Annotated in this window: 17 protein-coding genes; 14 read left to right on the forward strand and 3 right to left on the reverse strand. The window is 74.1% G+C overall.

All coding sequences use genetic code 11. The features are described from left to right. Window positions 1-96: 96 nt before the first annotated feature. The 14 genes from ADY59_RS53600 to ADY59_RS42200 are packed head-to-tail and all read left to right on the forward strand — an operon-like array spanning window position 97 to window position 11776. A complete protein-coding gene (locus ADY59_RS53600) occupies window positions 97-225 on the forward strand; it encodes a hypothetical protein (RefSeq protein WP_269433687.1) in 129 nt (42 codons plus the stop codon). Further along, window positions 222-950 carry a nitroreductase family protein gene (locus ADY59_RS42140; RefSeq protein ID WP_049575300.1) on the forward strand — a complete coding sequence of 243 codons (729 nt, stop codon included), beginning with the start codon at window positions 222-224 and terminating at the stop codon, window positions 948-950. The genes ADY59_RS53600 and ADY59_RS42140 overlap by 4 nt, the downstream gene beginning before the upstream one ends. Further along, on the forward strand, window positions 947-2191 hold the full coding sequence (locus ADY59_RS42145) for an FAD-dependent oxidoreductase (protein WP_049575301.1): 1245 nt from the start codon (window positions 947-949) through the stop codon (window positions 2189-2191). The genes ADY59_RS42140 and ADY59_RS42145 overlap by 4 nt, the downstream gene beginning before the upstream one ends. Then, window positions 2188-3057 (forward strand): alpha/beta fold hydrolase, encoded by an 870-nt coding sequence (locus ADY59_RS42150; protein WP_049575304.1) that lies wholly within the window; start codon window positions 2188-2190, stop codon window positions 3055-3057. Before ADY59_RS42145 ends, ADY59_RS42150 begins: the two co-directional genes overlap by 4 nt. A gap of 12 nt (window positions 3058-3069) precedes the next feature. Further along, entirely contained in the window at window positions 3070-3972 is a 903-nt protein-coding gene (locus tag ADY59_RS42155; RefSeq protein WP_049575306.1) for an ACP S-malonyltransferase, read from the forward strand. Next, window positions 3969-4391, forward strand: coding sequence for a phosphopantetheinyl transferase (locus ADY59_RS42160; RefSeq protein ID WP_049575308.1), 423 nt, complete (start codon window positions 3969-3971; stop codon window positions 4389-4391). Before ADY59_RS42155 ends, ADY59_RS42160 begins: the two co-directional genes overlap by 4 nt. Window position 4392: 1 nt before the next feature. After that, window positions 4393-5235 (forward strand): ester cyclase, encoded by an 843-nt coding sequence (locus tag ADY59_RS42165; protein ID WP_049575311.1) that lies wholly within the window; start codon window positions 4393-4395, stop codon window positions 5233-5235. 8 nt (window positions 5236-5243) lie between these two features. Continuing rightward, complete coding sequence (locus ADY59_RS42170) at window positions 5244-6020, forward strand: alpha/beta fold hydrolase (protein ID WP_049575313.1); 777 nt, start codon at window positions 5244-5246, stop codon at window positions 6018-6020. Continuing rightward, window positions 6017-6502, forward strand: coding sequence for a 4'-phosphopantetheinyl transferase superfamily protein (locus ADY59_RS42175; RefSeq protein WP_049575316.1), 486 nt, complete (start codon window positions 6017-6019; stop codon window positions 6500-6502). The genes ADY59_RS42170 and ADY59_RS42175 overlap by 4 nt, the downstream gene beginning before the upstream one ends. Next, the gene (locus tag ADY59_RS42180) at window positions 6493-7509 is read left to right on the forward strand and encodes a right-handed parallel beta-helix repeat-containing protein (protein ID WP_049575319.1); all 1017 of its coding nucleotides are present in this window, start codon (window positions 6493-6495) and stop codon (window positions 7507-7509) included. Before ADY59_RS42175 ends, ADY59_RS42180 begins: the two co-directional genes overlap by 10 nt. Then, a complete protein-coding gene (locus ADY59_RS42185; RefSeq protein ID WP_197094107.1) occupies window positions 7497-8444 on the forward strand; it encodes an ABC transporter ATP-binding protein in 948 nt (315 codons plus the stop codon). The genes ADY59_RS42180 and ADY59_RS42185 overlap by 13 nt, the downstream gene beginning before the upstream one ends. Before the next feature lie 22 nt (window positions 8445-8466). Continuing rightward, window positions 8467-9624, forward strand: a complete 1158-nt coding sequence (locus tag ADY59_RS42190; RefSeq protein ID WP_197094108.1) for an ABC transporter permease — start codon at window positions 8467-8469, stop codon at window positions 9622-9624. Next, window positions 9621-10781: an ABC transporter permease gene (locus ADY59_RS42195; protein WP_049575328.1), complete on the forward strand. Its 1161-nt coding sequence runs from the start codon at window positions 9621-9623 to the stop codon at window positions 10779-10781. The genes ADY59_RS42190 and ADY59_RS42195 overlap by 4 nt, the downstream gene beginning before the upstream one ends. Before the next feature lie 17 nt (window positions 10782-10798). After that, window positions 10799-11776, forward strand: a complete 978-nt coding sequence (locus tag ADY59_RS42200; protein WP_049575330.1) for a hypothetical protein — start codon at window positions 10799-10801, stop codon at window positions 11774-11776. Here the strand turns inward: ADY59_RS42200 and ADY59_RS42205 are convergent. The 3 genes from ADY59_RS42205 to ADY59_RS52000 form a co-directional block, all read right to left on the reverse strand. Continuing rightward, a complete protein-coding gene (locus tag ADY59_RS42205; protein ID WP_049575332.1) occupies window positions 11763-12953 on the reverse strand; it encodes a cysteine desulfurase family protein in 1191 nt (396 codons plus the stop codon). The genes ADY59_RS42200 and ADY59_RS42205 overlap by 14 nt on opposite strands. A gap of 4 nt (window positions 12954-12957) precedes the next feature. After that, window positions 12958-13848, reverse strand: coding sequence for an LPD16 domain-containing protein (locus ADY59_RS42210; RefSeq protein WP_049575333.1), 891 nt, complete (start codon window positions 13846-13848; stop codon window positions 12958-12960). A 5-nt stretch (window positions 13849-13853) separates the two neighbouring features. Beyond that, window positions 13854-14128, reverse strand: a 275-nt coding sequence (locus tag ADY59_RS52000; RefSeq protein ID WP_197094109.1) for a hypothetical protein, incomplete at its 5' end; no start/stop codon positions are given.

Raw genomic sequence — 14128 nt, forward strand, 5'->3', positions numbered from 1 at the left:
TTTTTTTTTTTTTTTAAAAGAAAAAGCCGGCAAAGGAGATCAATTCCGGTCCGGGGGGCTGGGAGATGTTAAAAAGAGACGGTCCCCCCCCCCGCCGTGACCACCCCCGCCGGGGGCGGCTCGTACGTGGCGAGTCCGGAGCTGGGCGGGCCGGTGGGGCAGGCGGTGGCGCTGACCGCGGCGCACGACTCGGTACGCGGCGCCGTCCTGCTGGAGGCGGTGTGAGCGGGACGCCGTTCGACGTGGCCGAGACCGATCGGCTGCTGACCACCACCAGGTCGGTACGCCGCCGCCTGGACCTGGACCGGCCGGTGCCGAGGGAGGTCGTGCGGGAGGCGCTGGAGGTGGCGATCCAGGCGCCGACCGCGAACAACCACCAGAACTGGCGCTGGCTGGTGATCACCGAGGCGGGCGTCAAGGAGAAGCTCGCCGAGATGATCCGCTCGTCGTGGACCTTCCACCGCAACGACATGTGGACCAACGCCGGCCGGCGGCGCAACGACGCGCAGGCCCGCCGCAACTACGACTCGGCGCGGGCGCTGACGGAGACGATCGCGGCGGTGCCCGTGCTGGTGATCCCGTGCGTGCTCGGCCGGCCGCCGGACATCGCCGCGATCAACGCCGCCTGGCGGACGCGGATGACGGACAAGGTCGCCGAGGACCCCGGCCACCTGGTGCAGCACGGCGAGACCCGGGCCAGCATCTTCTACGGCTCGATCTTCCCGGCCATCTGGTCCTTCCAGCTGGCCCTGCGCAGCCGGGGCCTCGGCAGCACGATCACCTGCCTGCACGTGCCGCACGAGCGGGAGGCCGGGCGGCTGCTCGGCATCCCGTCCGGCGTCACGCAGGTGTGCATGATCCCCGTCGCCTACACGCTGGGCGGCGACTTCCGCCCGGCCGCCCGCTACAGCGCCAGTGAACGGACCTATTGGGAGAGGTGGGGGCAGTGACCCGACCCGAGCAGCCCGACGTCGTCATCGTCGGCGGTGGCATCGCCGGCGCCTCCGCCGCCTGCAAGCTGACCGCCGGCGGGGTGTCGGTGGTGCTGCTGGAGAAGCAGGACGCCTACCGGGACCTGGTCCGCGGCGAGTGGCTGGCGCCCTGGGGGATCAGGGAGGCGCAGCGGCTGGGCGTCGACGACTGTTTCTCGGCCGGCGGCGCCTGGGAGATCCGCGAGTGGATGACCTGGGACGAGGCCGTCACCGAGGACGAGGTCGAGGCCGTGGACATGACCCGGTTCATCCCGGGCATCGGCGGCCCGATGTCGTTCCCGCACCACGCGGTGTGCGAGCTGATGGCCGAGCAGGCCGTGGCCGGCGGCGCCCGGCTGGTGATGGACGCGGCCAGGATCGGCGTCGTCCCGGGCGAGCGGCCCGTCGTCACCTACCGGACCCCGGAGGGCGAGCACGAGCTGCGCCCCCGCCTGGTGATCGGCGCCACCGGGCGAGGATGCACGGTCGGCCGCCAGATCGGCGTCACCATGCGCAACTCCATGCATCACTGGGGCGGCGGCATGATGGTCGAAGGCATGGACGGCTGGCCGCCGGACGTGCAGGCGATGGGCACCGAGGGCGACGTCATGTTCATGGTGTTCCCGCAGGGCTACGGCCGGGCCCGCCTCTACCTGAACTTCCCCACCGTCAACAAGCACCGCTACCGGGGCCCGGGCGGCGTCGAGCGGTTCCTGGCCGCCTACGAGCTGAAGTGCCTGCCCGACCGGGGCAAGGCGGTGACCGAGGCGACGCCCGCCGGTCCGCTGTCGGTGTGGCCGTCGGTGTCGAGCGTCCCGGAGGGGCCGCCGCTGACCGAGGGCGTCGTGCTCATCGGCGACGAGGCGGGCAACGCCGACACCGTGCTCGGCACCGGCCTTTCGTGCGCCATGCGCGACTCCCGCACCGTCTGCGACATCCTGCTGGACTCCGCCGACTGGTCGCCCTCGGCGTTCGCGCCGTACGTGGAGGAGCGGGGCTCACGGCTGGAACGGCTCGACTTCGGCGCCTCCATCATCAGCAGGCTGCACGTGGAGTTCGGGCCGGCCGCCGTGGAGCGCAGGCGCCGGGTCCGCAGGCTCATGGCGCGCAACTTCGCCGCCCAGGTGACCGGGCTGCTCAACATGGTCGCCCCCGAAGACGTACCGGAGTTCGGCTTCAGCGAGTTCTTCGCTGAGCGCCTGTTCAGGGAGACCGCATGACCGAGAAGAAGACCGTACGCGTCAACGACGTCGAGCTCGCCTACATCGACGAGGGGGAGGGCGACCCCGTCGTCCTCCTGCACGGTTTCCCCGACTCCTCCTACCTGTGGCGGCACCAGATCCCGGCGCTCGTCGAGGGCGGGTTCCGCGTCATCGCGCCCGACCTGCGCGGTTTCGGCGACTCCGGCAAGCCGCAGGAGGCCGAGGCGTACGGCATGCAGACGATCGTCAACGACGTCGTGGCGCTCACGCTCAAGCTCGGCATCAAACGCCCGCACCTGGTCGGCCACGACTGGGGGGCGGCCATCGCCTGGATGTACGCCTTCCTCATGCCGCGCAGGCTCGACCACCTGGTCGTCATGTCGGTCGGGCACCCCGGCGTCTTCGCCACCCCGTCGCTGGAGCAGCGGGCGGCCTCCTGGTACATGCTCTTCTACCAGTTCCCCGGCGTGAGCGAGGAGCTGCTGCGGCGCAACGGCTGGCGGCTGTTCAAGGAGATCATGGGCCGCGACGGCGACTACGACCGCTACCTGCGCGACCTGGCCAGGCCGGGCGCGCTCACCGCCGGGCTCAACTGGTACCGGGCCAACCGCTCGCCCGCGGCCGAGCTGCGCCCGGCCCGGCCGTTCCCGCCCGTGTACGCGCCGACGCTCGGCATCTGGGGCGCGGGCGACAAGGCGCTGCTGGAGGAGGGCATGACCGCCTCCGGCAAGTACGTCAAGGGCCCGTGGCGCTACGAGCGGATCGAGGACGCCGGCCACTGGCTCCCGCTGGACGCCCCCGACGAGGTCAGCAAGCTGCTGCTCGGTTTCCTCGGCACCGAGCGGCCCGCGCACGAGGAGCGGCGCCCCCGGCGCCGGCTCTAGAGGGGACGGCACATGCTCGGCTATCTCTTCCCCGGTCAGGGAACGGTCCGCGTCGGCATGGGCGCCTGGCTGCGCCGCAGCCCGGCCGCCCGGCGGCGGCTCGACGAGGTCGACGCGCTGCTGAGCCGGCCGATCTCGCCGCTGTGCGCGCGGGGGCCGCTCGACCGGCTGGTCGCCACCGAGCACGCCCAGATCGCGGTGACGGCCTGCAACCTGGCGGCCCTGGCCGTGCTCGACGAGGAGGGGTACGAGCCCGCCGTCGTGACCGGGCACAGCGTGGGCGAGCTGAGCGCGCTGCACGCGGCGGGCGCGCTGGACCTGGCCGCCACGGTCCGGCTGGTGGAGCTGCGCGCCCGGCTCATGGCCATGGTGGCCGCCTCGGGCGGGATGCGGGCGGTGATGGGCCTGCCGGTGGAACGGGTCGAGGAGCTGGCCGGGGCCGCCTCCGAACCTGGGGAGCCGGCCGTGGTGGCGCTGGAGAACGCGCCGGGGCACGTGGTGGTGTCCGGCGCGCCGGTCGCGCTCGACCGGCTGGCCGGGCTCGCCCCCGGCACCAAGATCGTGCCGCTGCGGGTGGGCGACGCCTTCCACTCGCCGCTGATGGCCGGCGCCGTGCCCGCCTGGGCGGCCGCGGTCGCCTCGGCGCCCCTGCGCGAGCCGCGCGTCCCCGTCGTCCCGAACGTCACCGGCGAGCCCACCACCGACCTGACCGTCCTGCGCCGCGCCCTCGTCGACCAGCTCACCGGCCGCGTCCGCTGGACCCGCACGATGGCCGCGATCGCCCCCGAAGCGACCCTGGTCGAGGTGGGGGACAGCAAGGTGCTGGCCGGGCTGGCGCGGCGCGCGGGGGTGCGCTGCCTGAGCATGGCCGACCCCGCGACCGTGCGGCGGCTGGCCAAGGGGGTGGCGGCGTGAGGCGGTGGGGCAGCGCGATCGTCGGCCACGCCGGGCACCGCAGCCCGGGCGAGCTCGTCGGCGGCATGCCGCTGGAGGTCGTCTACACGCGCGCGGAACGCCTCCGCTCCGGCGGCCGGACGCTGCAGCGCTGGGCCGGCCGGCTGGCCGCCAAGCGGGCGGTCCTGCGCCTGCTCGGGCTGCCCGCGGACGCCGAATGCCTCGGCCAGGTGGAGATCCTGCCGCTGCCCACCCCCGCCTGCCAGGCGGGCCCGGCCTGCCTGGACGGGCACCCGCCCGCCGTACGCCTGCACGGCGACCTGCGCTCCCTGGCCGGCACCGGGGACGGCTGGATCCGGGTGTCGGTCAGCCACACCGACGTCCGCGCCCTGGCCCTGGCCGTGCGCACCGCCAGGCTGCCGGAAGACGGAGGCGAGTGACATGGACGCCAGGAAGCTCGCCGAGGCGCACCTGGAGGCGTGGCGGTCCGGCGACGCGGCGGCCGTCGCGGTCACCGCCGGCAGCTACGCCGACCCCGACACCGAGACCCCGCTGGCCGGGGAGGGGCTGGCCGCGCACGCCGCCGCCACCCTGGCCCGCTTCAGGAACGCGCGCTTCGACGTGGACCGCGTCACCGGCGACGAGAACGCCGCCGCCGTGACGTGGCGGCTGACGGCCGACCACCGCGAGCCGTACCTGGGCATGCCCGCGACCGGCGGGACCGTCACCGTGAGCGGCGTCGACCTGGTGACCGCCGGCGCCGACGGCGTGCACGTACGGCGGACGTTCGACCGGCTCGCGGTCGCGGCGGCGCTCGGCCACACGGCGCGGTTCACGCCCGAGGCCGACGGGACGCGCGAGTTCGGCGTGAGCGCCAGGGCCGCCACCGGCCGCACCGAGCGCCCCGGCGCGCTCGTCCTGACCTGGCTGGAGATCCGCGACGACGCCGAGTCCGCCGACGTGGACCTGCTCAGCGTGGAGATCGTCAAGTCGCTGCGCGCCACACGCGGCTTCCTCGGCGTGACCACGTTCGACGTCGGCGGGCGCAAGTTCACGCTGACCGCCTTCGACCGGCCCGAGTCGATGCGCGCCGTGCACGCCCGGCCGCACCAGCGGGCCATGCGCCGCTTCTTCAAGAGCGGCCTGTGCACCCGCGTCCACACCAGCGTCTGGTACCCCGCCACCGCGCGGGACTACGCCCGCTGCCCGACGTGCGCTCAGGTCGTGGCCTCAGGCGCGTCCTGCGCGTGCGGCTGGACCCCCGACGACGCCCCGACGCTGTGACTGGAGCCATGTTGACGACGCAATTCACCACCGAGCACCGGATCGGCGACGGGGACACGGCAGTGGTGTTCATGTCCGCGCTGTTCGCCGGCGGCTGGATCTGGGACCACCCCTACCGCAGCCTGGAGCGGGCCGGCGTGCCCGTGCTGCGCACCAACGAGGCGATCTGCGCGATGGACCGGCGGCTGGCCGGCTCCATCGAACGGCTCGGCGACGCGCTCCTCGACTCCTGCGACGCCGCGGGCGCCGGCGACGTCGTCGTGTGCGCCAACTCGCTCGGCGGCCTGGTCGCGATCGACCTGGCGGGCCGCCGGCCCGACCGGGTGCGCGGCATCGTGGTGAGCGGCGCCCCCGGCCTGTCGGCAGACCCGGACGTCGGGCTCAGCTTCGACCGGCGCGGCAGCATCCGGCCGACCGGCGACGACTTCGGCCGCCGCATGGTCGCCGCGCTCTTCCACGAGGGCTGCCACTTCTCCGCCGAGCGCATGGCGGAGGCGGGCGAGCTGCTGGCCCGCCCCGACTCGATGGTGTCCATGGCCCGCAGCCTCAAGGCCACCCGCGCCTACCGGGTCCCGCCCGCGCTGGACAAGGTGGCCTGCCCGGCCCTGTACGTCTGGGGACGCCACGACCGGATGACGCCCGTGGCGCCCTGGGAGCAGGCCCTGGCCGGGCGGGACGGCCACGAGCTGCGCCTCGTCGAGGAGTGCGGCCACATCCCGATGGTGGAACGCGCCGGGGAGTACACGGCGGCGCTGGAATCGTTCGTCGCAGGAGCGCTCCGGTGAACGCGCCCGCCGTCCTCGTCGGCGTGGACATCGTGGAGGCCGGCCGGCTCGCCAGGGCCGCGGACCGGGGCGGTCACCTGCTGGCCCGGCACGTCGCCACCGCCGCCGAGCTGAGCCTGGGCGCCGGCCGGGCCGCCTTCTCCGTCAAGGAGAGCCTCATCAAGGCCGTCGGCGGGCGGCCGCCCGGCTTCACCTGGCACGACTTCGAGGCCGTGACCGCGCCCCCGGCGGCCTGGGCGCGGCCGCTGTTGGACGAGGCCGCGTGCGAGCTGTCCGACTCCACCGGGCTGCCCCTGACGGGCGGGGCGGCCTACCGGGTGCGCGGCGCCAGCGCCCGCGCGGCGCTGCTGCGGCTGAACCCCGGCGCGCCCGGGACCGGGCCCGTGAGCGTGGCCGCCGCGGCCCGCTGGGGCGAGGGCGGCGGGGTGTTCGTGACGCTGGCGATCGTCTACCTGCCGGAGAAGGGGAAGGCATGTCCGTGACGAGAACGGTGCGGCCGGGGGAGTCGATCCAGCGGGCCCTCGACGAGGCGGGCCCCGGCGCCCGGATCCTGCTGGAGGAGGGCACGTACCGCGAGAGCGTGTGGATCAGGCACCCCGGCGTGAGGCTGACCGGCGCCGGGATGGGGCGTACCGTCCTCGTGCCCGGCGGCGGCGGGCCGGCCGGCGTCCCCCGGCTGCACGACGCCGCCGACGACGTGGTCAGCGGCGTCACCGTGTACGGCGCGTCGGTGGGCGACGTGCGCGTGGAGGCGCTGACCGTGCGCGACTTCAGCGGCGCCGGCGTCTACGCCCACACGGCCGCCGGGGTGAGCGTGTCCGAGGCCGAGCTGCGCGGCAACGCCGTCTGGGGCGTCTACCTGCGCGAGTCCACCGGCTGCCGGGTGGTGCGCTGCCACGCCTCCGGCAGCCAGTACGGCGGCATCGCACTCAGCTTCTGCCCCCGCTCGGACGCCGAGATCACCGGCAACGAGTGCGCCGCCAACGCCTTCGGCGTCTTCGTCGACAACTCCTCCGGCGCCCGCGTCACGGCCAACGCCTGCCACGGCAACGCGATCGGCATCCTGCTGCTCAACCAGGTGTACGAGGGCGAGCCGGAAGGCGGCGTGCGCGACTGCCTCGTCTCCGGCAACGACCTGTACGGCAACGTGCTCGCGGCCGGCGCCGAGCAGGACGCGCTGGGCGCGGCCGGACCGCCGATCTCCGGCGTCGGCCTCGCCCTGATCGGCACGCACCGGGTCACCGTCGCCGACAACCACATCCACGACAACCACCCCAGCGGCGAATCGGTGATGGGCGCCGGGCTCGTCCTGGGCTCCTCCAAGGACTTCGGCGGCGACGACGTCGACGGCTGCCACGTGCTGTGGAACCGGGTCACCGGCAACAGCCCGCTGGACTACCAGCTCGGCGCCGACCCGGCCCGGCAGGTGTACGCCGCCAACACCGCGGGCAAGGGCGACCCGCAGGACGCGCCGGGATGGCTGCGATGACCGCCGCGCTGTCGTGCCTGGGGCTCGGCAAACGCTACGGCGACCTGGTCGCGGTGGACGACGTCGGCCTGTCCATCGCCGGCGGCCAGGCGTACGGCCTGCTGGGTCCCAACGGCGCGGGCAAGACCACCACGATCTCCATGCTCGTCGGCCTGCTGCGGCCGGACGCCGGCACGGTGCTGGTCGGCGGCGTCGACCTGGCCCGCGAGCCGCTGCGCGCCAAGGCGCGGATCGGCTACGTGCCGCAGGAGATCGCCCTCTACCCGGAGCTGACCGGGCGGGAGAACCTGCGCTTCTTCGGCCGGCTGTTCGGCCTGCCCCGCCGCGGCCTGGCCGCCCGCATCGCCGAGGTGCTCGACCTGATCGGCCTCACCGACCGCGCCGACGGCAAGCTCGGCGCCTACTCCGGCGGCATGAAGCGGCGCGTCAACATCGGCGCCGCCCTGCTGCACCGCCCTCAGGTGCTCATCCTGGACGAGCCCACCGTCGGCGTCGACCCGCAGAGCCGCAAGGCCATCCTCGACGGCCTGGAGCACCTGGTCGCCGACGGCATGGCGCTGCTGTACACCTCCCACTACATGGAGGAGGTCGAGCGGGTGTGCGACCGGGTGGCGATCATCGACCACGGCCGCATCGTCGCCGACGGCACCCGCCGCGAGCTGGTCTCCCTCGTCGGCGGCGCCGACACCGTGGAACTCGTGCTCGACGGCGACGTCGGGGCCGCGTTCGAGAAGCTGCGCGCCGTCGAGGGCGTGAGCGAGGCCGCCAGGACCGGCGACACGTCCGTGCGCCTGCTCGCCGACGGCGGCAGGTACCTGCTGCCGTCGCTCATCACCGCCGTGGAGGGGCATGCCACCGTGACCGCCACCCAGGTCGTCGAACCCGACCTCGAAGCCACCTTCCTGCATCTCACCGGCACCACCCTGCGGGACTGACATGTGGCGCGCCCTGCTCACGGTGAGCGCACTCGAACTGCGCACCAGGCTGCGCGACGGCACCGCGATCGTCATCGCGCTCATCGTGCCCGTCACCCTCGCCACCCTGTTCGGGCTGGCCCTCGGCGGCGACGACCCGCCGCTGCGCGCCACCATCGGCCTGGTCGACCTGGACGGCGGCGAGTTCCCCGCCAGCGTCCGCCGCGAGGTGACGGCCGCCGAGGAGCTGAAGGGCAGCGTGACGCTGCGCGACCTGCCCGGCGACCGCGAGGCGCGGCGGGCGCTCGACGCCGGCGAGATCGGCGCGGCCATCGTCTTCCCCGCCGGGTTCAGCGCCCGCGTCGGCGCGGGGGAGGGCGGCGACGTCACCGTACTCACCTCGGCCGGATCGCCGCTGGCGGGCGTGGTCGCGAGCGCCGTCGTGGACCGCATCTCCGCCGTCGTGGACGCCAGGACGCTGGCCGTACGCGCCGCGCTGCTCGCCGGGGTGCCCGGCGACGAGGTCAAGGAGCTGGTCGAGCGCAACGGCGCCGCCGGTCCCGCGCTCACGCTCACCGGCGACCCGCTGGCCGGCGGCAAGGTCGACCTGGCCGTCTACTACGGCTCCGGCATGGCGGCGCTGTTCGCCTTCTTCGTCGTCGGCGCGTCCTTCCGCAGCCTGCTCACCGAGCGCAAGCTCGGCACCCTCGACCGGATGCGCGCCGGGCCGCTCGCCGCCTGGGTCCCGGTCGCCGGCAAGGCCGTGGTCGGGTTCGGGCTGGCCATGGTCAGCGTCTGCGCCACCTGGGCGTCCGGCACCCTGATCTTCGGCTCGACCTGGGGCGAACCGCTCGCCGTGCTCACCGTGCTGACCGCGCACGTGCTGGCCGCCGCCGCGATCACCATGCTGGTCGCCGCCCGGGTCAGGACCGACGCCCAGGCCGACGGGGTGATCATGGTGATCTCGTTCGTGGCGGCTTTCCTCGGCGGCAGCCTCGTACCGCTGCACAGCCTGCCCGGCCCGCTGCAGACGGTCGCGCTGCTCACCCCGAACGGCTGGACCGCCACCGCACTGGCCGAGCTGGCCGGGTCCGGCGCGGGCGTGAGCGCCGTCGCGGGCCCCGTCGGCGTCCTGCTGGCGATCGCGCTCGGCGCGGGCGGCCTGGCCGTCCTCGGCTTCAGGAAGGGGATGCTGCTGTGAGACGCCTTCCCGGGACACCCCGCCCGCGTCCCGTGGCCGCGCTGGTGGCCGCCAACCTGCGCCGGCACTCCCGCGACCGCACCGGCCTGTTCTTCATGGTCGTCATGCCGTTCGTGTCGATCCTGTTCGTCGGCATGGCGTTCGGCGGCGCGAGCTCCTCCCGGCTGCCCGTCGGCGTCGTCGCCGCCGGCTCCGACGCCGTCACCGCCGCCCTGCTCACCGAGCTGCGCGCGCACCCCGACCTGGAGGTACGGCCCATGTCCGCGGCGGACGACGTACGCTCGGGCGTGCGGTCCGGGTCGCTGGCCGCCGGGCTGATCATCGCGCCCGGCGCCGTCCGCCTCGACCTCGTCGTCACCCAGGCCAACGGCAGCGGCCTGGCCGCCCGGGGAGCCGTCGACGGCGCCGTCGCCAAGGTCGCCGCCGTCCAGGAGGCGACCCGGGCCGCCATGGCCGCCGGAGCCACCGCCGAGCGGGCCGCCGGCTACGTGCGGCAGGCGCAGGCCGAGTCCGGCCGCGTCGGCGTGACCGGCACCGCCACCGGCAGCGGCGGCGACCCGCGCGGCTTCGCCTACACCGCGCCCGCCAACCTGCTGCTGTTCACGTTCATCAACTCGATGGCCGTGGCCGCCGCGCTCGTCGAGAGCCGCCGGCTCGGCATGCTGCAGCGCGCGCTCACCGCGCCCGTGCGGCGCCGGTCGGTGCTGCTCGGCGAGGCCGTCAGCCGCCTGCTCGTCGCCCTCGCGCAGGCCGCGCTCATCGTCGTGGTCAGCGCGCTGGTGTTCGGCGTCTCCTGGGGCGACCCGGTGGGCGTGGCGGCCGTCGTGGGCGTGTTCGCGCTCGTCGCCACCGGGGCGGCGATCCTCACCGGCACGCTGCTGCGCTCGCCCGACCAGGCTCCCGCGATCGGCCCGCCGCTCGGCGTGGTCCTCGGGATGCTGGGCGGCTGCCTGTGGCCGCGCGAGTCCTCGCCCGAGGTGCTCAACGCCCTCGGCCACCTGTTCCCGCACGCCTGGGGGATGGACGCGCTGCTGCGGCTCGCCGAGCCCGGCACCGGCCTCGGCGCGGTGCTGCCCCAGCTCGGCGTGCTCGCCGCGATGGCGGCCCTGCTCCTGTTCACCTCACTTGTCCTGTTCAGCCGCCGTACGCCGGCGTGAGAGAAGGAGTGACGACCATGTCCATGACAACGCTGTTCACCGGCCGGTCCGCCTCCGACGGCGGGCACGTGACCGACGTCTATCACTACGCCGCCCGCAAGGGCGCGATCGAGGCCGTAGACGTGGCCGCGGCCGACCTGGGGATCGAGGTCCACCTGGTCAGTCAGGCGGTCCAGCACCTGGTGGAGAGCCGGTTACTGCGCGCGGACGCCGCCACCATCGGGCGGTTCGTCCCCGTCGACCCGGACCTCGCGGTCGCCTCGCTGGTCTCCTCCGTCGAGCGGGAGATCTACCGGCGGCGCGAGCTCATCGACCAGATCCGCGAGGGCATCGGCGTCCTCGGCGGCGAGCCCGCGCGCAGCACCGTGGAGTACCTGGTGGGCGCCATGGAGGTGCGCGGCTTCCTGAAGACGGCCGGCGACGCCTGCCGCGACGAGCTGCTGGTCCTTCAGGCGGGCGTCGGCGAGGCCGGCGACCTGTCGGAGATGTACCTGGTCCTGGTCGCCAGGGGCGTGACGGTGCGCGTCATCTGCCAGCACCGCAGCCGGGCCGACGTGGGCACCCGGCTGGCGATGAAGCGGCTGACCGACGCGGGCGTGGAGGTCTACACCGTCAGCCACGTGCCGCGCTCGGCGATCGTCTTCGACCGCTCGCTCGTCGCCCTGTTCGGCGACGGCGACGGCGACGTCTCCCTCGCCCGGGTGCGCAACCAGGGGATCGCCCGGTTCTTCCTCGACATGTTCAACCACCTGTGGGAGAGCGCGACCCCGCTGGAGGGCGTCGAGTTCGGCTACGCGACCGTCGCCGACGACCTCCAGCAGTCCATCGCCGCGCTCATGGCCAAGGGCTACACCGACGAGGTGGTGGCCAGGAAGCTCGGCATGTCGGTGCGAAGCTGCCGCCGGCACATCGCCACGCTCATGCGCGACCTGGACGCCACCAGCCGCTTCCAGGCAGGGGTGGAAGCGGCCAGGAAGTTCCTCAAGACGGGCTGAAGGGAGCCTGAGCGCCCATGGCGACGACCACGCCGGCCAGGTCGCGGGCCCGCTCGACGACCAGGTCGAGCGCGAGCACCAGATCCTCGAACGGCATCCGGGCGTCCAGGCAGATCCGGACCGAGCTGTTGGCGTCCTCCGCGCTCAGGCCGATCGCGGTCAGCACGTGCGACGGCTCCTGCGAGCCGGAGTTGCACGCCGACCCGGTGGCCAGCGCCACCGACGACAGGCTCGACACCAGGCTCTCCCCGCGCACGCCGGGCAGCACCACGTTGAGCACGTGCGGCACGGTCGTCGTGCCGGCGTGGCGCGGGTCGCCGTTGACCCGCACGCCCGGCAGCCCCGCCCGTAGCATGTCGAGGGCGGTGGCCCGCAGCTCCGCGGCCCGCGCCCGCTCGGCCTCCAGCCGGGCAAGCGCCAGCTCGCAGGCCTTGCCCAGCCCCACCACCAGATGCGCCGGGATCGTCCCGCTGCGCAGCTCGTACTGCCCGCCGCCGAACATGACCGGCCGCAGCCGGTGCCGGATCTCCGGCCGCACGTACAGCGCGCCGACGCCCTTGGGGCCGCGGATCTTGTGGCCGGAGATCGCCATCGTGTCGACCTCCGCCTCGCGCACCCGCAGCGGGATCCGCCCGGCCGCCTGCGCCCCGTCCACGTGCAGCAGGGCGCCCACCTCGTGGCAGAGCGAGGCCAGCTCCGGCACCGGCTGCACGGTGCCGATCTCGCTGTTGACCCACGCGGCCGTCGCCACCCGCGTGTGCAGGTCGAGCAGGCCGGTCAGATGATCCAGGTCGATCCGGCCGTCGGGGCCGACCCGCATCGCGCGCACGTCCACGCCACGCTCGGCCAGCGCCTTGCCGATCGTCAGCGACGACTTGTGGTCCGTCGGGCAGAACAGCCCGTTGACCGGCGCCCGGTCGTCGTGGCCGAACACGCCGAGCAGCGCCAGGTTGTTGCTCTCCGTCGCGCCGGAGGTGAACACCACCTCGCCCGCGTCGGCGCCCATGAGCGCCGCCACCGAGGCGGCGGCCTCGTCCACCGCCCGCCTGGCCCGCTTGCCGAGCACGTGCGGGGACGACGGGTTGCCGTACTCCTCCCGCAGGAACGGCAGCATCGCCTCGAACACCTCGTCGTCCACCCGCGTCGTCGCGCAGCCGTCCAGATAGATGACCTTCATGGCGTCAGCTCCGGAACGTGGTGACGGTGACGAGCTTGCCGTAGATCTCCTCGGCCGACATCTCGCCGCTGCCGCCGGGATCGGCGATCACCACCCGCATGCCCGGCAGGTCGTACAGGCTCAGCGCGATGTCCACGCCGGTCTGCACGGGCATCAGGCACTCGCCCGGCGCGAAGATCAGGATGGCCCGGTAGCCGGCCCGGTACACCTCGGCGACCATCTCGGTGATCTCGCCGGCGCAGCCGGTGATGCCGCAGCTGATCAGCGTGCGGTAGTTGCCGTCGGCGTCGAGGAAGGCCACCTCGCTGTCGCCGCTCCCGGAGTCGAGGTAGCGCTTCTCCAGGCGGCCCTGCTTGACCAGCCGGTCGGCGGACTTCTGGAAGCGGTACTTCAGCCACGTCTCCGGGAAGGCCAGCGGGTGCTTCCTGCTCGGCAGCACGTCCGAGGCCGACAGCCCGGCATCGCGCAGGATCTCCTCGTAGGAGGCGGGCAGCGCGGTGAAGCCCGCGAAGAACTCCGCCCGCAGCTCGGAAGCCGGCCGGCCCGCCGACGGCACGTACTGCCAGTCGTTGACGAGCAGCAGCAGCCGGGAGTCGACGCCCTCGGCGGCGTAGTCGCGCAGCAGCCCGGCCGACAGCTGCCAGGTGTAGCCGGGGAAGACGCCGACGCGGCCGGCGATGCGGCGGCGCATCGTCGCGTCCGCCTGCTCCTCGATGACGCCGGGGACGAGCCGCCCCGACGTCGCGTCCTCGAAGAGCATGAAGTGGCCGCCCATGACGACCAGGCTGGCAAGGTCCTCGCCGGGCAGGTCCCGGGCTATCGCGTCGCGGAGCTCGCGCTCCGAGGCGACCAGGCGCTGCGTCCTGGACACCTGGCCGGTGGTTGCGTGGTTCATGATGCTCACTCCGAATGTGCCTGGTTCTGGTGAAGACGCCCCTGGGCCAGCCGGGAGGCCAGCGCGCCCAGCGGCGCCGGGCCGGCGAGCTGGTTGAGGGTCAGGCCCTCCCAGCCGCGCCGCGCGAGCTCGGCCAGCACCTGCGGGATGCGCAGGGCCTGGCCTCCGGCGAGGGTGTAGCTGTCGGAGAGATCGAGGGTGGCCAGGCCGTGCGTCTCCCGCACGGTCTCGGCCAGGGCCCGGGCGGCGGGGCCGGCGTGACCGTCCCACACCTCCGGCG

This window comes from Nonomuraea sp. SBT364, assembly GCF_001083785.1.
In the GTDB taxonomy this organism is placed as follows: domain Bacteria; phylum Actinomycetota; class Actinomycetes; order Streptosporangiales; family Streptosporangiaceae; genus Nonomuraea.